Here is an 18,323-nt window from a genome sequence, read left to right on the forward strand (position 1 = left end):
GGGCGGCACCATGGGTGGCACCGCATCCACCGGAGGCGCCCGTGTTCTGTAGCACTTCGGTCACCCAGCATGTGTTGCGCGGGATAGGCGCGCTGGCCCTGCTCGCATGTGCCGCCCTGGTTTTCCAGGTGCATCCCCTGTGGGCGGTGCTTCCTCTGGCGGGTGCGCTGGTGTTGATGCGCGGCTGCCCCATGTGCTGGCTTGTTGGCCTGTTTGAAACCATCGCACGGCGCCACAGGCCAGCGGACAGCAAAGGCCAGCCATGAGCGCCGGTTACCAGTCACCCCAAGACCTGCAACTGGCGCCAGCCTTCGTGCGGCTGGCACCTGTGGAAGCCCAGGCTTTCCTCGCGTTTGACCATGCGGCCAAGCGCGAAGGCGGCCATCTTGAGCCACGTGTGCGGGAGCTGATTTCGTTGGCCGTGGCGCTTACCACCCAATGTGGCTATTGCCTGGACGTGCACACCCGTGCGGCCAGGCGGTTGGGCGTGACCCGCGAGGAGCTGGCGGAAGTGGTTCTGATTGCGGCGGCTGTGCGGGCAGGCGCCAGCGTGGGGCACGGCCTGCTCGCCTTGCGCCTGTTCGATGGCGACGGGGACGAGACAGTGCTTCCTGCTGGTAACTGAAAGGTCTGGCCCATTCCTTGACGCCCCTTTAGAATCCCCCAAAAATAACTGGAGGGATGGGCCATGCCTTTTGTTGGACTGGGACTTCATTTCATTGTGGCGGTGTTCTTTGCCGTCCATGCCTTGCGCAGCGGCCAGCAGATGTACTGGCTGATCATCCTGTTTTCGTTTCCCATGCTGGGCAGCCTCGTTTACTTCCTGGCGGTCTACCTGCCCGACTCGCGGCTGGAGCGCGGCGCGCGCAAGGTCGTGGCCGCAGCCGCAAAAACACTGGACCCGACGCGCGAGCTGCGGGAAGCACACGCCGCGTTTGACTACACGCCCACCGCGCAGAACCAGATGCGGCTTGCCTCCGCGCTGCTCGAAGCCGGCCAGGCGCTGGAGGCTGCGCAGAGTTACGACGCATGCCTCAAGGGCCCGTTCGCCTCCGACCTGGAAATCCGGCTGGGCGCCTCAAGGGCCTATTTCGCCTGCGAGCGTTATCCCGAGGCGATTACCCACCTTGAATTCATCCGCAAGACCGACCCCGCCTTTCGCGCGGAGCTGGTGTCGCTGCTGCTTGCCCAGGCGCTGGGCGGCGTCGGCAGGGGTGTGGACGCGAAAGCGGAGTTTGAATCCGCCGTGGACCGTTTCGGCAGCTTTGAAAGCCGCGCTGAATACGCCATCTGGGCCGCGATGAACGGGGATACCGCCACCAGCGCACGCCTGCAGATTGAGCTGCAGCGGTCCATGGAGCGCTGGAACAGGCACACGCGCGAGCTGAACAAGCCCTTGCTGCGCCGCCTTAACGCGGCGTTTGAAAAACGCTGAAAGCTGCGGGCCCCGGGCAAGGGCGACTTACCGCTGCGCCCCGAATACCTGCACCCAGTAAATACCGGCGCTGCTTTGGATGTTGACCGCAAAGGCCGTGCCCATCTCGGTATACGCCGGCGCCATGATGTTGGCGCAATGGCCGGGGCTGTTCAACCAGCCCTGCACGGCGGTGTCGGCCTGCATCTGCCCCGCGGCGATGTTCTCGCCGATGGCTTTCCAGCCGTAGCCTGCGCGTGTTGCGCGGCTGGCCACATCGCTGCCATCGCGCCCGGTGTGGCTGAAGTAGCTGTAACGCGCCATGTCTGCGGCATGCCCCCCGGCGATGCTGTACAACACGGGGCTGTATTGCAGCGGCCCTGCGGCCGCGAAGGCCTGCGTACCGCAACGGCGTGGCCTGGAGCGCGCTTCATTGACCAGTGCCAGCACCCGTGCCTGTACATCGCCGGCCTGGGCCGCAGCCGGGGGCGAGAAGGGCGCGGCCAGCACCACCCAGGTTTGCGCCCCGCGCTGGTAGAAGCCGGCTTCAGCGAGCTCGGCGTGCATCACCGCGCTGCATGATTTGCCCAGGGTCCTGCGCGCGAGCGCTGAGGGGCCCGTTGCGCCGCGTACGGCAATCTGCGCGGCCCGCACCGCGCGGTAGTCGACAGCTTTCAGTGCCTCGTCCATCGTGCGGCCGCTGGCCATGAGCTGCGCCGCCCGCGACAGGACGCTGTTTTCACGCAGCAGGGAAACCTTGGCGCCGCGCCCGTCGCAACCGTCCTCCCGTACCCGGTTCAGTTCGCGCAGCAGCGTGGGGTGCGGCTCGGCAGGCGCCTGGGCATGGCCTGTGGTTGCAAACATGACAACAGCCATTGAAGCCGTCGCGTGACCCCATCTCCTGCCGGTTTTTCTTGCTGCGCTGAGGAAGTTCATCGGGCCATGATAACCAGCCGGGCCCGGTGGCGTGCTGTTGTACGGCTGACGTGGAGTGCTATTGTTTTGATAGCCGCTTGCGCTCATCTCCAAGGGCCGGAAGGTGAATTTAGTTCGCAATTGGGAGGATGACTTTTCACCGCTGAACGGGCCGCTAAACTTCGGTCACCTGACGCCGGTCAGGATTTGCGAAACATCCTGACTGCCTGTACTCAACGCCTGCCCAATGCCTCAAACCTGCCGCTTGACCTGCTTCGCATGCGCCTGAGTCGTCCTTCCTTCAAAGTTCGCCTGCTGGCCATGCTGGCGCTTGTACCGGTAGTGGCGTGGTTTGCCGTCAGGCCCGTGCGGGTGATCGCGCCGGAACTGTCCGGTGTTTCATGCTTCAGCACCTCGGTGTGTGTGGACGACAAAGCCCGATTTGAAGAGGCTGCCCGGCTGCATGCGGAGGGCATGGCCTTCGTGTCTGCCAGGGTCGGTGCGATCCAGGGTATGCCGAAGATGGTCTTTTGCTCAACACAGGCGTGCGCCGATGCTTTCGGCCTGGGGATGCGTTCGGCCGTCACCCTGGGTACTTTCGGCACCGTTGTGGGGCCGCGCGCCTGGAAGCCGTTTTACGTTCGGCATGAGCTGATCCACTATTTGCAGGCCGAGCGTCTTGGCACGCTCTATCTGCTGCTCAAACCTCAATGGTTTGTCGAAGGCATGGCTTACGCGCTGAGCGAGGATCCGCGGTCGCCGCTGGGTGAGCCTTTCGAAAGCCACCGCCAGAAGTTCCTCCTGTGGCTTCCCACGATCGGCTCGCTAACCCTCTGGCAGGCGGCCGGGGATCTGTAGGTTGCGAGCCAACGCACTGTCGGTTACTTGAAGGTGCTACTTTTTTGATAGCTGCTTGCGCTTGCCCTCATTGCCTTACAGCCTGTTTTTACTTTGAAAATGACTGGGTGGCTGGCCCATGGCGGCTTTGAACATCGCGGTGAAGGCGCTGTCACTGGCATAACCGCTGGCCGCCGCCACGGTGCTGACCGATTGCCCGCGTGTGAGCAGGGGCAGGGCGTGGGCAAGGATGGCCTGCTGGCGCCATTGCTGGTAGCTCAGGCCCAGTTCGTCGCGAAAAAGCCTGGCCACCGTGCGTTCGCTGGCGCCAGTATCGGCGGCCCATTCGGCCAGCGTGGCCCGCTCTGATGGTGCGCGCAGCACGGCTTCACACAGGGCGCGCAGCCGCTTGTCCCCGGTTTGCGGATGCGGCATGGGCACGCCGAGCGCCTGGGTGTCGGCGCCTGCGAGCTCGTCCAGCACCAGGCTGGAAAGAAGTTGTTCGCGAGTGGCCGGCAGCGGCCGCTCCGGGGTGGCCGCGTCGAGCGCGTGGATGGACTCACGCAGTAACGGCGAAACCACCAATACGCGGCAACCGGTCCAGCCCTTCGGGGTGGCGCTTGCGTCGAGGTACAGCGTGCGGAATTCGGCGGCCTCCAGCACGGTCACGTGATGTTGCGCGCCAGGGGCGATCCACACCGCGCGGGAGGGCGGCACGATGTAGGTGATTTCGCCGCCCGCATGGCCCGACTGCTCAGCCGTGACCTGCAGCACCCCCGTGGAGCAGTAGGCCAGTTGCGCCCAGGCGTGGGAATGGGGCTTGAAATGCGTGTCTGCTTCCAGCGTCCGCGCCCGCACGCGCACTGGCCGCTGGCGGCTGGGCGTGAAGTTGTCGGTGTCGCCCACCGGCACGAAATGAAGCGGGGCTTTACGTTGCGGCATCTGGCGTGTCGGAAGGTCTATCCACCTGAATCAGATGATGTGATCGCAGGGACGAAGGTCATTAAGCGGTTTGTCCGAAATTCGATGAAACATGGCTTTATGTCGCATTTCAGAAGGCTTGGCCAATACTACGATAGCGCCATGAATACTTCAAGTACGACCCTGAACGCGCCCGCTGCAGTCCCTTTTCGCACCGACGCCAGCGTGATCGGCCTGGTGGGCCTGGCGCACATGATCAGCCATTTCAGCCAGCTGCTGCTGGCGCCCCTGTTTCCCTGGCTCAAGGACGAGTTCAGCGTCAGCTATGCGGAGCTGGGGTTTTTGATGACGATCTTTTTTGTGGTGTCGTGCGCGGTGCAGGCGCTCTCGGGTTTTGTCGTCGACCGCTTCGGCCCGCGCCCCATATTGTTCGCCGGCCTGAGTTTGCTGGGCGTGGCGGCTTTTGGTTATTCCATCAGCACCAGCTACTGGATGCTGGCCGGCTTTGCTGTAATTGCCGGTGTCGGCAATGGTGTGTTTCACCCGGTGGACTACACGCTACTGAACCGCAAGGTCAGTGCGCCGCGCCTGGGCCACGCCTACAGCGTGCACGGCATCACCGGCAGCCTGGGCTGGGCGCTGGCCCCCGCAGTGGTGGTGACGCTGACGTTTGCTTATTCGTGGCGTGTGGCATTGGCTGCCGCCGGTGTGCTGGCTTTTGCCGTGCTGGCGGTGCTGGTGATGAACCGCGACAAGCTCACCCTCACGATGGCGGCGCCGGTCAAGGGCGCGCCCGCGGCCGACAGCAGTCTGGGTTTTCTGAAGATACCGGCCGTCTGGATGTGTTTTTCTTTCTTCTTCTGGTATGCCATCGTTCTCAGCGTGGTGCAGGCTTTTGCACCTGAAGCTGCGCGCCACCTGCATAACGTGCCGCTCGCACTGGTGGCTATCTGCCTGACGGTTTATATGGTGTGCAGCGCGGGCGGCATGGTTTTTGGCGGCTTCCTGGCATCGGATCCCGCGCGCTGCGAGCGCATTGTGGGCATCGGGTTTGGTGCGGCGGCTGCCGTGGCGGTGCTGCTGGCCGCAGGCAGCTATCCCGCATGGGTCGTGCCTGTGCTGTTCGGCATCATGGGCTTCGCCACCGGCATCGCCGGGCCGTCGCGTGACCTGCTGGTCAAGCGCTCAACCCCCGAAAACGCCTCGGGCCGGGTTTACGGCGTGGTGTATGCAGGCCTGGACATCGGCCAGGCCGTGTCGCCGCTGATCTTCGGCGCGATGATGGACCATGGCTATTACCGCGGCGTCCTGCTGGGCCTGGCGCTGATGCAGGCGGTGCTGATCGCCAGCGCCTTCAATGTGCGCCGGGTGCGCCGCACGGTACTCGCCACGGCCTGAGCATTCCGGGCTCGATGTGTCGCGGCCCCGCGACGCGCCTGCAGGACGGATGCGCAGTTTTTCCTGCCCGGTCCTATACTGGATCGCATCATCTCCGGAAAGAAGGCATGCGATGAAACGTCTTACCCGGGCTTCTTCTCCTGCTTCCCAGGCTGTGGTCCTCATTGCGTTGGCTGGGTTGGCATTTATGGGCATGGTGCAGGCACAACCCGCCCCGTTCAAATACCAGCTGACGGGCGACATCGGCGGCGCCGTGTATGGCACACAAAGCGTGATTCGCAGCAAGAGCAACGACACCGTCTTGCTGCCCTATGCTTATGCGGACTATGGCCGCTTCTTTGCGCGTGTCGACACGCTGGGCATCAAAACCGCAAGGATGGGCTACGGCTACCTGGAATTTTCCGGCCGCATCAGCCAGGACGGCTGGCGCGCCGATACCGCCGCGCTGTCGGGACTCAAGGACCGCAAGCGACCGATTCCGCTGGGCATAGGCACCTTTCAGGAAACGCCTTACGGCGGGTTTTTCGTGAACGCGTTTGTGGACGCCAACAAATCGCACGGTGCATTGCTGGAAGCCACATACGCGGCGGAGTTCAAGGTCGGCAGCTGGTCGTTCTTTCCGCAGGTGGGGCTGGAACACACCAGCGCCAAATACAACAACTACCTCTACGGTGTGACCCCGGCCGAGTCAGCCGCCAGCGGGTTTACAAACTACAACGCCGGCGCCTCGACAGCGCCCACGCTGGGCCTGGGGGTCGATGTGCCGCTCGGTGATCCCTGGATGCTGACGATGCAACTGCGTCGCAAGTGGTTGGGGTCTTCGGTTCAGGGCAGTCCCCTGGTCAGCCGCCGGACGCAGGACACCGGGTTTATCGCCGTGTCGTATCGGTTCCGCTAGCCCGGCGTCCGGAGTCATCCGGCCGCAGACGTGAAAAGCTGGCGCCTGTTTCCCCTGTAGGGCGTGTTTTTAGCGGCGCAGCTTGCCGGTGCATGCTGCCGGGAGTGCCGGCGCACCGCATTTTTGCGTTTTGCCTCCCAGCTTTCACCGAGCTTTCACCAGGTGTCGGCGTTTCCTCGGTGGTTTAGCCGTCCGTCCTCCCGCATTATTCGTTCCATGAATATCCTGCTGGTTGAAGACGACCTGAATCTGGTGGACGCCCTCAGCCGCATGCTGGTTGCCCGCGGGTTCCACGTCGTTTGCTGTGCCGACGGGAAAGAGGCGCTGGTGATGGCACGGCATCGTCCGTTTGATGCGGCCCTGCTCGACCTGAGCCTGCCCGGCATGGATGGCCTGGATTTGCTGCAGCACCTGAGGGACGAAGGTTCCCGGCTTCCCGTACTGGTCATGACGGCGCGTACCGCGGTCGAGGACCGGGTGCTGGGATTGAACTCCGGCGCGGACGACTACCTGATCAAGCCTTTTGATGTGGAAGAACTGGTGGCCCGCCTGAAGGCGCTGGTGCGCCGCAGCCTGGGCGTGGAAGATTTCCGCTGTGGCACCCTGCGCTTGGACCTGGACAACGGACAGGTATTTCGCGGCGCACTGCCGCTTGAAATGTCGGGGCGTGAACTAGCCCTTCTCAAGGCGCTGATGATGCATCCCGGCAAGGCTGTGGCCAAGGATGACCTGCTCCAGACCGTCTTTGGTGACGAAGGCTCGGCTGGTGCGGATGCCATTGAGGTGCTGGTGCACCGGTTACGCAAACGCATCCTGGGGTCCGGAGCCAGTCTTGTCACCCTGCGGGGGGTTGGCTACTACCTGATGGATGATGCCCTGGCTGAAAGGCAGGATCAGCCGTGAAAACAGTGAGCCTGTTGCGGGGAAAGTCATGGACGGTCTGGCGCCCATGGCGGGCCCGGCGATCAATCCGGTTGTTTGTCTGGGCCTGGTCGCTGGGGCTGCTGTTGGCCTGGTGCTTTTTGAACTGGATGGGCGCGGCGTATCCCCAGACACTCTTTGGATTGCCTGCAGGACTTTGGTGGCTGTTCAAGGTATTGGCGTTTGCTGCCGGCCTGTGGTGGGTTTTGCGCCAGGCCTTCAAACCCGTTGTGGTGTTGGGGCAAGAGCTCGACAGCCGCCGCACGGAAGACTTGCGGCCGGTCACGAATCAGCAGCCGGTTGAGCTGCAGCAATTGGCCAGGACGGTCAATTGGCTGATGCAGCAGCAGCAGGAATCGCTGGATCAGCAAAAGAAGTTTCTGGCCGATGCCTCCCACCAGTTGCGTACGCCCTTTGCGGTGCTGCGCACCCAGCTGCAGGGCGCCATGTCCGGGCAGCTGGACGTGCGGGAAACGCTGCCCAAGATGCTCAATACCGTGGACCGTTCCAGTGAGCTGGTCCGCCAGTTGCTGTCCGTCGCCAAGATGGAACAGTTGGTACGCCGGGCCAACTGGGTTGAAGTGGACCTGGCCACAACCGCACGTGATGTGGTCATGGAATTTGCGCCCTTGCTGGCCCGCAAGAAACTTGATTTCTCGATGCAGGCCATTCCGGTGCGCCTGATCACCGATCCCTGGTTGTTGGGAGAGTTGATCCGTAACCTGATGTCCAACGCTATTCAGCACACGCCCAAGGGCGGCGCTCTGGGCCTGGTGATTCGGGCTTTGCCCAGCGAAACCGAACTGCTGATCTGGGACAACGGTGGCGGCATGGATGAAGCAGTCCAGGCCCGCCTGTTCGAGCCTTTCCAGTCATCGTCGGGAACCTCTGGCGTCGGCCTGGGGTTGTCAATTTGCCGCCAGATTGCACTGTCGATGAACGCCGGAGTGGATTTGTTCAACCGCGTGCAAGACAACCATGTGGTGGGGGTGGATGCTGTCGTCCGGTGGCCCCAGGAAGTGCCCCATGAGTAGCGCCGTCCAGTTCCAGTCCATCAGCAAGACCTTTCCCAATGGGGTCCGTGCCCTGTGCAATATCCACTTGCGCATACCGTCCAGGCAACTGACGACCTTGCTGGGGCCGTCCGGTTGTGGCAAGACGACCCTGTTGCGAATGGTGGCGGGACTGGCACGGCCCACCTCGGGCCGGGTCCTGCTCGACGGGGTGGATGTGACCGACATGGGCGTCGAACAACGTCCCATCAGCATGGTGTTCCAGAGCTACGCCTTGTTTCCGCATCTCAACGTACTGGACAACGTGCGTTACGGGCTGCGCATGCTGGGACTGCACCCGCGCGAGCGTGACGAGCGCGCGCGGGCTGCGCTGGGCATGGTGGGGCTGCAGACCAGCGCCGGGAGCAACACCGCTGTGTTGTCCGGGGGGCAGCAGCAGCGTGTGGCCCTGGCCCGGGCGCTTGCGTTGCAGCCGAAGGTGTTGCTGCTGGATGAACCGCTGTCCAATCTGGATGCGGGTTTGCGGCGCCAGATTCGGGAGGACATACGCGCCCTTCAGCAAAACCTGGGGCTGACCGTGCTGTACGTGACGCATGACCACGGCGAAGCCATGGCGGTCAGCGACACCGTGGTGGTGATGCATGAAGGACAGGTCATGCAGGTGGGCACACCGCAGGAAGTCTATGAGACGCCGCACAGCGAATTCGTTGCGGCCTTCATGGGAGACGCCGTGATGTTTGACGCCCAGGCTGATGCATCCGGCGCGATTCAGCTGGGGCCCCTGCGCATCGCGCCCGGACTGACGCGGCGGCAGGGAAAAGTCCGCCTCGTGGTGCGCCCGCATGCCTGGCGGCTGGCACCCGCCAGCGGAGAAGGCCTGCCCGGAAAAGTTCTCTCACACGCCTACCTGGGGCGCAACACCGAGTACCACGTGCTGACCGCACTGGGGACATTGATGGTCCTGGTGCAAAGCGAGACACTGGTCCGCCAGGTGGGCTCGCCGGTCAGCGTGCATCTGGGCGCACAAGGGGTGAGTGTGGTGATGCCCTTTGACTGAACACATCAACACATTGCACGCATTCAATCGGGCCTCGCCGCCCATCCTTCAGGAGATTAACGTGAAAAAGACAGCACTCTTCGCAGCTCCCTTGCTGCTGGCCCTCGGACTTCCGGTGTTTGCCCAGGAAGGGGAGGTCAATATCATCTGCGCCGCCCAGGCGGACTGGTGCAACCTGATGCAAACCACCTTTGGCAAGACCAGCGGCATCAAGGTCAACATGACGCTGAAAGGATCGGGTGAAGCGCTGGCGCAGATCACCGCCGAGCGTGCCAACCCCAAGACCGATCTCTGGTTTGGTGGCACGGGTGACCCGCATATGCTGGCCGCGGAACAGAACCTGACGCTGGAATACAAGTCCCCGTCATTGCCCCAGTTGCATGCCTGGGCGCAAAAACAGGCGGAGCAATCAGGCTTCAAGACCGTCGGCGTTTACTCCGGGCCACTGGGCTTCGGCTACAACACCGAACTTCTGGCCAAAAGAAAACTGCCGGCTCCCAAGGTTTGGGCGGATCTTCTCAAGCCGGAATACAAAGGCGAGATTCTGGTCGCGGACCCCCGTGCCAGCGGAACGGCCTACACCATGATCGCCACGCTGGTGCAAATGATGGGGGAGGAAAAAGCATTCGAATATCTCTCGGCACTGCATAAAAACGTGAGCACTTATCCACGCTCGGGCGTGGGGCCCATCAAGGCGGTTGCCCGTGGCGAGGCATCGGTTTCCATCAGTTTTGTCCATGACGTCACCGGTGAAAAGGCGCAGGGCTTTCCGGTGGATGCCGTCACGCCCGCCGATGGCACCGGCGTCGAGGTAGGCTCCATGTCCATCATCAAGGGCGCGCGCAATCTGGCGAATGCCAGGAAATTTTACGAATGGGCTCTCACGCCGGGCGCGCAGCAATTTGGTGCCGCAGTCAAGCAGTTCCAGTTGCCCTCCAACAAGGCAACTCCCATGGACCCCCGTGTTCCCGACTTCAAGAAAATCAAGCTGATTGATTACGACTACGCCAAGTACGGGCAAGCGGCGGTTCGCCGGCAACTGATCCTCAACTGGGAACGCAAGGTCTTCAACCAGGCCAAGTGATCTACGCGGCAGCGACGTGACGCTGACAACCTTCAATCTAAAGAGCTGCCGATCCAGCTCGAATCTTTGCCACTATTTTTGCCACTCCCATGCCAGTCCAATTCACTGAACGAACCCAGCGGACGATTTACGTCTGGGTGCTCATCGGCTTAGCCGCTTACCTGGCGCTGCCGTGGTACTACCTGCAAAGTGGCTCGCTGCTCTTTGCCTTGCCCAGGCTTTTTACCGAACCTGTGACGGCCAACGGGCTGACGCAGGCTGCCATGCATGGCCGGGACTGGCTCTGGACCGGCGTGGCCGGTCTGCTGGTGGCGGGATGCGGCGCCTTGATGCCTGCCAGCAGGCGCCAGGGCGCTGTGCTGGTGGCAGGCGCCGTAACCGGCCTGCTGGGTTTGGGTGTGAGCGGTTTCATGATCGGGGCCACGGGGTGGTCGTATGAATGGCTCAATGCGGCTCTGGGCACGCTCCCGCAGGGGCAATTTGGCATCGGCTGGGGCGGTTTTGTGGTCCTGGTCTGTCTTGTCATGCTGCTGGGATCCGGCATCGCGCGTCTGGGCTATTTCCGTGGCGACGTGTTTGTGGCCGCCGCGGTCGTGGGATGCGCGGCACTGCTGTGCCTGTTTGTGGTGTTTCCGGTCGCCAAGTCCTTGTCCGCTGCCTTCTATGCCGAAGACGGAGGCTTTGCCTTGGGGGCCTTGTGGGAGCGGGTCGGTACTGCGCGCGTGTGGGGTGTCGGGTGCCTGGGTGGCGGGACCAGTTGCGGCGTGGCATGGAACACCTTGTACCTGGCGCTGCTGACCGCGGCTGGCACGACCGTGCTGGGAACCATGATCGCGCTCATCGCCGAGCGCAGCGCCGGCAAGCGACTGCAAAAACCACTGAACGCCCTGGCCATGCTGCCCATCATCACGCCACCGTTTGTCGTGGGCCTGGGTTTGATCCTGCTGTTTGGCCGCGCCGGCATCGTCAACCAGTTGATGGAGTGGTCTTTCGGCGTTACGCCCACCCGCTGGTTCTATGGTGTATTTGGCGTCTGGCTCGCGCAGCTGTTTGCTTTCACACCCATTGCCTTCATGATCATGCGTGGCGTGGTGCAGGGCATCAGCCCATCCCTGGAAGAGGCGGCGCAGACCCTCCGCGCAAGCCGGATGAAAACCTTCCTGACCGTCACGCTGCCGCTTCTGGCGCCTGGCCTGGCCAATGCGTTTCTGGTGGGGTTTATCGAAAGCATTTCCGATTTCGGCAACCCCATCATTCTGGGTAGCGGCTATGCAGTCCTTTCAACGGAAATCTTTTTTGCCATTGTGGGTGCGTCACTGGACCAGGGTATGGCCGCGGCCCTGGCCCTGGTGCTGACGACGTTTGCGTTGACGGTCTTCTTCGTGCAGCGGCGCATCCTGGGTAAAACCAGCTTCACCACCGTTTCCGGCAAAGGCGACGCCGGCGTGCCCATGGCACTGCCGACAGGGGTGCGCCGCCTGTGCACCTGGGTCGCAGGCCCCTGGCTCGCCTTCACGATGGTGGTCTATTTCTTCGCCTTCGCGGGTGGGTTCGTCAAAGTCTGGGGGCGCGATTACACGCTAACCCTGATGCACTTCAAAACTGCGTTTGACATGCAATGGGGTGAGCATGGCCTGCTTTGGGCAGGAACTGCCTGGGCGTCCCTGTTCAATACCATCACGCTTTCGGCCATTGCGGCCCCGGTTTGCGCGAGCATCGGCTTGCTGATCGCCTGGTTGCTGGCGCGGACCGAATTCAGGGGCAAGGCCCTGTTTGAATTTTCCGCCTTGTTGACGTTTGCCATTCCCGGCACGGTGCTGGGTGTCAGCTACATCCTGGCTTTCAACGTGCCGCCGGTGGAGCTGACGGGTACCGGCCTGGTCATTGTCCTGTGCTTTGTGTTTCGCAATCTGCCGGTCGGGGTTCGGGCCGGAACGGCATCGTTCAAGCAGCTGGACCGGTCCCTCGACGAAGCCTCTGTCATGCTGCGGGCCAGCAGCCTGACCACCTTGCGCCGCGTGGTGCTGCCTTTGCTCAAGCCGGCCCTTGTTGCCGCACTGGTCTACAGCTTCGTGCGCTCGATGACCACGGTTTCCGCCGTCATTTTTCTGGTGACGGCCGAGTACGAGCTGGCCACCACTTACATCATTGGCAGGGTAGGAACTGGCGACTATGGCGTGGCGCTGGCGTACTGCACTGTGCTGATCGTCCTGATGTCTATGGCCACGGCATTGATCCAGTTCCTTGTTGGCGAACGCAAGCTGGGGCGGCGCACGGTAGGTGCCAACCGGTAGTCCACCGTCAATGACATTCCAGACCGCCTCCTTTTGCGTACAACAAGGATATTTACCAATGACTCAGGCAGGCACTGATTTCAAAAGCATAGCCAGGCGTTATGGCGGATTCAACGTTTCATTGATCAAAGCGTCTTTGAGACAGGAGTAACTGATGACCCTACAAGCCCCGCTCGGTGCATCTGGAACTGACGCACTGATCTTTGACATGGATGGAACCATGATCGACTCCATGCCGTGGCATGCCAGGTCGTGGAGCGAGTTCGCGAGGCGGCACGGCGTCCAGATGGCGCTGGCTGACATCCTCAGGCGCACCACCGGGCGCACCGGCACCGAGTCCATGAACCAGTTATTCCAGCGTGACATTGAACTTTCAGAGGCGCGGCTGCTGGTTGCGGAAAAGGAAGCCATTTATCGAGAACTCTTCGCGCCGGTGTTTGCCGAGGTTGCGGGCTTCAAGGCCTTTGCCGGGCTGGCGATGGCGCGGGGGTTCAAAGTGGGTGTGGGAACTGCGGGTGACCAGCACAACATCGCGTTTGCGATGGCCGGGCTTGCCATGGTGTCCCCGCCTCATGCTGTTGTAGGTGGCGACGAAGGCCTGGCAGGGAAACCCGAGCCCGCCATATTTCTGGAGGCTGCACGACGCATGGAGGTTGCGGCCGCCGCCTGCGTCGTGTTTGAAGATGCGCCCTTTGGCATAGAAGCCGCGCGGCGGGCCGGCATGCGGGCTGTGGCGGTTTGCACCAGCCATAGCGCTGAAGAGCTCTCGGGGCCGCACGTGATTGCCAGCGTGCGCGACTACAACGAACTTATCGCGAGTGATTTTTTGGGAAAGCTCCATGCGGCGGTTGCGTGATGGGCAGAAGCCGTCAGCGGAACAGCTGTCCGCCGGCATCGCTTTCACCTTGCTATTTTTATCCTCTTTGTCTTCTTTTTCTTTCACATCAACAAAGAAAGTCTGCACATGAGCCAACTCGGCATTGAATTCAAGAACGTGCAAAAACGTTATGGGAGCGATCCATCGCCCTTGGTGGTCAAAGGAATCAGTTTTACCGTTCCCAAAGGCACGCTGACGACGATTCTGGGACCTTCGGGCTGCGGAAAAACCACGACCCTGCGCATGATTGCCGGGCTTGAGACGCCCAGTGTGGGCCAAATCCTGATCGACGGCCGTGACGTGACCCATCTCGGACCCGCCGAACGCAACGTCAGCATGGTGTTCCAGAGCTATGCCTTGTTCCCGCATATGAGCGTGCTGGAGAACGTGGGTTATGGCTTGAGCGTCAGTGGTGTCCATGCCAAAGAGCTGCTTGAGCGCGCGCAGGTCGCCATGTCCGCGGTCGGTTTGTCCGGCTATGACGATCGGCTGCCCAGTGAGCTGTCCGGCGGGCAGCAGCAGCGTGTAGCCGTCGCCCGTGCCTTGGTGCTGGAGCCGTCCGTACTGCTGTTTGACGAGCCGCTCTCGAATCTGGATGCACGGCTGAGGCGCTCCATGCGTGAAGAAATCCGCGGGTTGCAGCAGCGCCTCGGACTGACCGTTGCTTACGTCACCCACGACCAAAGTGAGGCCCTCGCTGTAAGCGACCAGATCATTGTCATGGACCAGGGGGTGATTGCCCAGGCAGGATCCCCGTCGGAGCTTTACGAGCGTCCCAACAGCGAATTTGTTGCTGGATTCATGGGTGAGGCCATGCTGTTTCCCGGCGAGGCATTTGCGGACGGCCGGATCCAGGTGGGAGCGCTGCGTGTGAAAGCCCTGCATCCCGTCGAGCCTGGTGCGGTGAAAGCGGCCATTCGTCCTGAAGCCTGGACGATTGCACCGCCCGGAGATGAAGGTTTGCCCGGTGTGGTTTCCAAGAAAGCCTATTTGGGTAGTGTCCGCGAGTTCACTGTCGACACCAGCTTGGGCCCCATCTTCGTCGTGTCCCCGGACGCGGCATCCGACTGGTTCCAGGGTGATGCCGTAACCCTTCACCTGCCCGAACGGGGTGTTTCTGTTGTTTCAGCCTGATGGAGAAAATGATATGAGCCTTCAACGTCGAATTGTCCTCCACGGCCTTGCCGGGCTGTGCGCCGGGCCACTGCTTGCTTCACCAGTGATGGCGCAGCCTGCTGCAGAGCCGATGCTGACATTTGGTTTGATCTCGCCCAGGGCGGCTGCGGAGACCCGCGCGAGCTGGGAGCCCTTCGTCAAACTCCTGGGCGCGGCCATCCGCCGTCCGATCGATCTGCGTGTCTATGAGTCGCAGGGCGCGCTGGTAACCGCCTTCATTGGTGGGGAAATAGATCTGGCCTGGATGGGCAATGTTCCTGCTCTGGATGTGGTGGCCTCCGGCGCGGGTGGTGTTTTTGCGCAGATGGTCACGGGGGACGGCAGCGTGGGCTACAAATCGATCCTGGTGACCCATCGCAGTTCGCAAATCGAGGCGCTCAAGCCGCTGATTGAAAATGCTTCCGGCCTGCGCTTTGGCGATGGCGATCCCAAGAGTACGTCCGGGCATCTGGTGCCGCTGTATTTTGCTTTCTCCAAGAATGGCGTGAGCAAGCCCGCGGAAATTTTCAAGTCAGTGGAGACTGGGAGCCACCAGCAAAACCTGCTGAAGGTATCGAAAAAGCAAATTGATGTGGCGACGGCCAACAATGAAGAGCTTGCATTCTTTCAGCGCGACTTTGCGGACCTTGCCAGGGAGGTAAAAGTCATCTGGGAATCACCCCTCATACCGCAATCCCCATTGCTCTGGAAGGCAACGCTGCCGGACCCGTTGAAGGCGTCCATCCGGAAGTTCGTCGTCGGGTTTGCAGAGAGCGATCCTGGCGAAAAGCGCATCCTCCTGGCTGTCAACGGCTTGTCCCGGTTCCGGTCTTCCAGTAACCGGCAACTGATCCCTATTGCCGACCTGGAAATGTTCAAGACCCGCCAGGCCATCAACGACGACAAGACACTTTCTGCAACTGAACGGCAGGCCCGGATTGCGCAGGCCATAGAGCGAGGTTCGCGTCTGGAGCTCCGCCTCAAGATGGTCGTTTAGCAGCCCGTCTGCCAGCAGAATGAAGAGGCCTGTTTACACTGCGCTGCGGTGCCGGGCAATGCAGGTGTCCAGCACCTCGCCGGTTTCGCGCTGCCACCAGTTGCTGGTGGAAAAGATCTCCACCTCGCTGTAACCCGCGAACCCTTGCGCTTCCATCCAGCCGCGGATTTTCGGGATGTCAATCACACCGTCTCCCATCATGCCGCGGTCGTTCAGCAAATCGGCCGTGGGCGTCAGCCAGTCACAGGTATGGAAGGCGAGCAGGCGCTCCTTGCCTGCCCGTTCGATTTGCGGCTGCAGTTTGGGGTCCCACCACACGTGGTACACGTCCACCGCCACACCGAGCGCGCCGCTCTTTGAGGGGTCGAGCGCGTCGCAGACGTCGAGTGCGTGCTCCATGGTGTTGATGCAGGCGCGGTCTGCCGCATACATGGGGTGCAGCGGTTCGATGGCCAGCGGCATGTTGCAGCTTCTGGCGTATTCGAGCAATTGGGCAATGCCGTCGCTCACCTGGCTGCGCGACAGCGCCAGGTCCTTGTGTGCCGCCTTCCCTGCCAATGCGCCGGGTAAACCGCCCACCACCAGCACCAGGCAAGCGGCCTTGAGCTCGCAGGCTTCATCGACGGCGCGGCGGTTGTCGTCGTGGGCAGCCTGCAGGCCGGCGGCGTCGGCTGCGGGGAACATGCCACCGCGGCAGTAGCCGGAGAGTTCAAGCCCGTGGTTTTTGACGAGTTTCGAAACAGCGGGCAGGCCGGCGGCCGCGACCTGGTCGCGCCACGGCGAAATCGCCTTGATGCCGCGCTGCACGCAGGCTTCGATGATGGTGGTCAGCGGCTGCTCGACGCCGCGGCTTTTGCGCACGGTTGCGGTGTTGATGGAGAGCCAGCGGTGGTCCTGGGAAAAATTACGCATGCGGTAAAGGTAGGGGTGTAGTTTTAGTGAAGTCAGTTGGACGGTGGCGCGGTTTTCTGCCGGCGCAGTTCGCGGATGATGGCCGCGTTGTCGAGCTCGCCATCGCCGGCGGCAATCGCTGCGCGCATCAGCGCTGCATGGGCTTCGGACAAGGGCAGTTTCTGGCCTTGGGCCGCGGCACTGTCAATCATCAGCCTGACGTCCTTGAGATGCTGGTGGATGCGCGACTGCGGCGTAAAGTCCCCGTCCACCATCATCCGGCCCTTGGCCTCGGCCGCGCCTGACGTGGCCGGGCTGGCCAGCACCAGCGCCAGGAATTGCTCGGGGGGAATGCCCATGTTTTCGGCGAAGACCATGCCTTCGGCCAGTACTGCGCGGTTCAGGCCTAGCACCAGGTTGGTGGCCAGCTTGGCTTTGGCACCCATGCCGGCGCCACCGACGTGGATGCGTTGGTCTGAAATGGCGGCCAGAACGGATTCGCACGCCTGCAATGCCCCGGCCTCGCCACCCAGCAGCAGGGTGGCTTCACCGGCGGCGATCTGCTGGCTGGAGCCCGAGAGCGGCGCTTCGATGAAGTTGATGCCGCGTGCTGCGAGCCGCGCGGCCAGGGCTTCGAGTTCGTGAGGTGTGCCGGTGGAGCAGTCGATGATGCTGCGAACGCCGAAAACGGACAGCAGGCCACCCGGCCCTTCGACCACCTTGAGCACATCGTCGGTATTGAAGACGGCCAGAACCATGCAGGAAGCCGCATTGGCAACTTCGGCCAGGGTGCCGGCAGCGCGGCCGCCTTGGGCGGTGAGGGCCGCGCGGGCTTCTTCGCGCAGGTCGAAGCCGGTGACCTGGAAGCCGGCGGCCATCAGGCGCTGCGCCAGCGCGGTGCCGACGAGGCCCAGACCGACAATGCCGACAGCGTTTGCGGCCATGCCTTCACGCCGCAAGCGACGCGCCTCCGCAGATCTGGATCTCCTGGCCGGTGATGGCCGCGGCGTCGGGTGAGAGCAGGAAGGTGACCAGCGCGGCGATCTCCCGCGGCTGGATCAGCCGGCCCAGCGGCGGCAGCTTCGGCGGGACCGTCGTTCGCGCCGGGTCGGCAAGCATGGCTGTTTCGGTGGCGGCCGGGGACACCACATTGACGGTGACACCCGAAGCCACGGTTTCAGCAGCCCAGCTGCGCGCCAGCGCCACCAGCGCGGCCTTGGTGGCCGCATACTGGCTGCGGCCCGCCATGCCGCGCGCCACGCGGCTTCCGACCAGCACCACACGGCCTGCGCCAGCCTGCGCCATGGCGGGAACCACGAGGTTGGCGATGCGCGTGACAGCATCCACGTGAAGCTGCCACATCAGCGCTGAATCTTCGTTGCGCAGCGCACCAAGCTGGCCCACGCGCAGCACGCCGGCGGCGTGGATGAGCGCCTGCACCCCACCAGCCGCACGCACGGCGCGCTCCGTGGTTTCGGTATTGCACAGATTGACTTCGGTGGACGAAAACGCCGGATGCACAATGCGCGCAGGCGCCAGGTCCAGGCCGACCACGTCCCAACCCTGGTCCAGCAGGGCTTGCGCAATGGCCAGGCCGATGCCTGAGCTGCTGCCCGTGACCAGGGCGCGTTTCACATCTTCAGTGACCATG

General features: G+C 62.6%; 19 protein-coding genes. 14 read left to right on the top strand and 5 right to left on the bottom strand.

Annotated features, from left to right (window positions below; genetic code table 11):
• Nucleotides 1-41 precede the first annotated feature (41 nt).
• The 3 genes from AC1DZE_RS07835 (at nucleotide 42) to AC1DZE_RS07845 (ending at nucleotide 1,435) form a co-directional block, all read left to right on the top strand.
• The gene (locus tag AC1DZE_RS07835) at nucleotides 42-266 is read left to right on the top strand and encodes a hypothetical protein (RefSeq protein WP_477669152.1); all 225 of its coding nucleotides are present in this window, start codon (nucleotides 42-44) and stop codon (nucleotides 264-266) included.
• Entirely contained in the window at nucleotides 263-625 is a 363-nt protein-coding gene (locus AC1DZE_RS07840; protein ID WP_477669153.1) for a carboxymuconolactone decarboxylase family protein, read from the top strand. Before AC1DZE_RS07835 ends, AC1DZE_RS07840 begins: the two co-directional genes overlap by 4 nt.
• 63 nt (nucleotides 626-688) lie before the next feature.
• A complete protein-coding gene (locus tag AC1DZE_RS07845; RefSeq protein ID WP_477672202.1) occupies nucleotides 689-1,435 on the top strand; it encodes a hypothetical protein in 747 nt (248 codons plus the stop codon).
• 27 nt (nucleotides 1,436-1,462) lie between these two features.
• Here the strand turns inward: AC1DZE_RS07845 and AC1DZE_RS07850 are convergent, their stop codons facing one another.
• Nucleotides 1,463-2,278 carry a CAP domain-containing protein gene (locus tag AC1DZE_RS07850; RefSeq protein ID WP_477669155.1) on the bottom strand — a complete coding sequence of 272 codons (816 nt, stop codon included), beginning with the start codon at nucleotides 2,276-2,278 and terminating at the stop codon, nucleotides 1,463-1,465.
• Between the two features lie 330 nt (nucleotides 2,279-2,608).
• Here AC1DZE_RS07850 and AC1DZE_RS07855 point away from each other — a divergent pair, with 330 nt between their 5' ends.
• Nucleotides 2,609-3,187: a hypothetical protein gene (locus AC1DZE_RS07855; protein WP_477672201.1), complete on the top strand. Its 579-nt coding sequence runs from the start codon at nucleotides 2,609-2,611 to the stop codon at nucleotides 3,185-3,187.
• A 75-nt stretch (nucleotides 3,188-3,262) separates the two neighbouring features.
• Here AC1DZE_RS07855 and AC1DZE_RS07860 read toward each other — a convergent pair whose 3' ends face one another.
• Nucleotides 3,263-4,108 carry an AraC family transcriptional regulator gene (locus AC1DZE_RS07860; protein WP_477669157.1) on the bottom strand — a complete coding sequence of 282 codons (846 nt, stop codon included), beginning with the start codon at nucleotides 4,106-4,108 and terminating at the stop codon, nucleotides 3,263-3,265.
• Between the two features lie 141 nt (nucleotides 4,109-4,249).
• Between AC1DZE_RS07860 and AC1DZE_RS07865 the strand changes: the two genes are divergently transcribed.
• From AC1DZE_RS07865 to phnD, 10 genes are all read left to right on the top strand, one after another.
• Nucleotides 4,250-5,485, top strand: a complete 1,236-nt coding sequence (locus AC1DZE_RS07865) for an MFS transporter (RefSeq protein ID WP_477672200.1) — start codon at nucleotides 4,250-4,252, stop codon at nucleotides 5,483-5,485.
• Nucleotides 5,486-5,597: 112 nt separating this feature from the next.
• Nucleotides 5,598-6,383: a MipA/OmpV family protein gene (locus tag AC1DZE_RS07870; RefSeq protein ID WP_477669159.1), complete on the top strand. Its 786-nt coding sequence runs from the start codon at nucleotides 5,598-5,600 to the stop codon at nucleotides 6,381-6,383.
• A 216-nt stretch (nucleotides 6,384-6,599) separates the two neighbouring features.
• On the top strand, nucleotides 6,600-7,286 hold the full coding sequence (locus AC1DZE_RS07875) for a response regulator transcription factor (protein WP_477669160.1): 687 nt from the start codon (nucleotides 6,600-6,602) through the stop codon (nucleotides 7,284-7,286).
• On the top strand, nucleotides 7,283-8,338 hold the full coding sequence (locus AC1DZE_RS07880; RefSeq protein ID WP_477669161.1) for a sensor histidine kinase: 1,056 nt from the start codon (nucleotides 7,283-7,285) through the stop codon (nucleotides 8,336-8,338). The genes AC1DZE_RS07875 and AC1DZE_RS07880 overlap by 4 nt, the downstream gene beginning before the upstream one ends.
• The gene (locus AC1DZE_RS07885) at nucleotides 8,331-9,374 is read left to right on the top strand and encodes an ABC transporter ATP-binding protein (protein ID WP_477672198.1); all 1,044 of its coding nucleotides are present in this window, start codon (nucleotides 8,331-8,333) and stop codon (nucleotides 9,372-9,374) included. Before AC1DZE_RS07880 ends, AC1DZE_RS07885 begins: the two co-directional genes overlap by 8 nt.
• A 61-nt stretch (nucleotides 9,375-9,435) precedes the next feature.
• On the top strand, nucleotides 9,436-10,458 hold the full coding sequence (locus AC1DZE_RS07890) for an ABC transporter substrate-binding protein (protein WP_477669163.1): 1,023 nt from the start codon (nucleotides 9,436-9,438) through the stop codon (nucleotides 10,456-10,458).
• 89 nt (nucleotides 10,459-10,547) lie between these two features.
• Complete coding sequence (locus tag AC1DZE_RS07895) at nucleotides 10,548-12,752, top strand: ABC transporter permease (protein WP_477669164.1); 2,205 nt, start codon at nucleotides 10,548-10,550, stop codon at nucleotides 12,750-12,752.
• 154 nt (nucleotides 12,753-12,906) lie between these two features.
• Nucleotides 12,907-13,608, top strand: coding sequence for an HAD family hydrolase (locus tag AC1DZE_RS07900; protein WP_477669165.1), 702 nt, complete (start codon nucleotides 12,907-12,909; stop codon nucleotides 13,606-13,608).
• A gap of 108 nt (nucleotides 13,609-13,716) precedes the next feature.
• Complete coding sequence (locus tag AC1DZE_RS07905) at nucleotides 13,717-14,763, top strand: ABC transporter ATP-binding protein (RefSeq protein WP_477669166.1); 1,047 nt, start codon at nucleotides 13,717-13,719, stop codon at nucleotides 14,761-14,763.
• Nucleotides 14,764-14,776: 13 nt separating this feature from the next.
• Nucleotides 14,777-15,781: a phosphate/phosphite/phosphonate ABC transporter substrate-binding protein gene (gene phnD, locus AC1DZE_RS07910; protein WP_477669167.1), complete on the top strand. Its 1,005-nt coding sequence runs from the start codon at nucleotides 14,777-14,779 to the stop codon at nucleotides 15,779-15,781.
• 33 nt (nucleotides 15,782-15,814) lie between these two features.
• On the opposite strand, the gene AC1DZE_RS07915 is transcribed toward phnD, so the two are convergent.
• The 3 genes from AC1DZE_RS07915 to AC1DZE_RS07925 are packed head-to-tail and all read right to left on the bottom strand — an operon-like array spanning nucleotide 15,815 to nucleotide 18,322.
• Nucleotides 15,815-16,693: a sugar phosphate isomerase/epimerase family protein gene (locus AC1DZE_RS07915; RefSeq protein WP_477671854.1), complete on the bottom strand. Its 879-nt coding sequence runs from the start codon at nucleotides 16,691-16,693 to the stop codon at nucleotides 15,815-15,817.
• A 32-nt stretch (nucleotides 16,694-16,725) separates the two neighbouring features.
• Nucleotides 16,726-17,616, bottom strand: coding sequence for an NAD(P)-dependent oxidoreductase (locus AC1DZE_RS07920; protein WP_477669169.1), 891 nt, complete (start codon nucleotides 17,614-17,616; stop codon nucleotides 16,726-16,728).
• Between the two features lie 4 nt (nucleotides 17,617-17,620).
• Nucleotides 17,621-18,322 (bottom strand): SDR family NAD(P)-dependent oxidoreductase, encoded by a 702-nt coding sequence (locus AC1DZE_RS07925; protein WP_477671855.1) that lies wholly within the window; start codon nucleotides 18,320-18,322, stop codon nucleotides 17,621-17,623.
• Nucleotide 18,323 lies beyond the last annotated feature (1 nt).

This window comes from Polaromonas sp. P1_F1 (genome assembly GCF_056405795.1).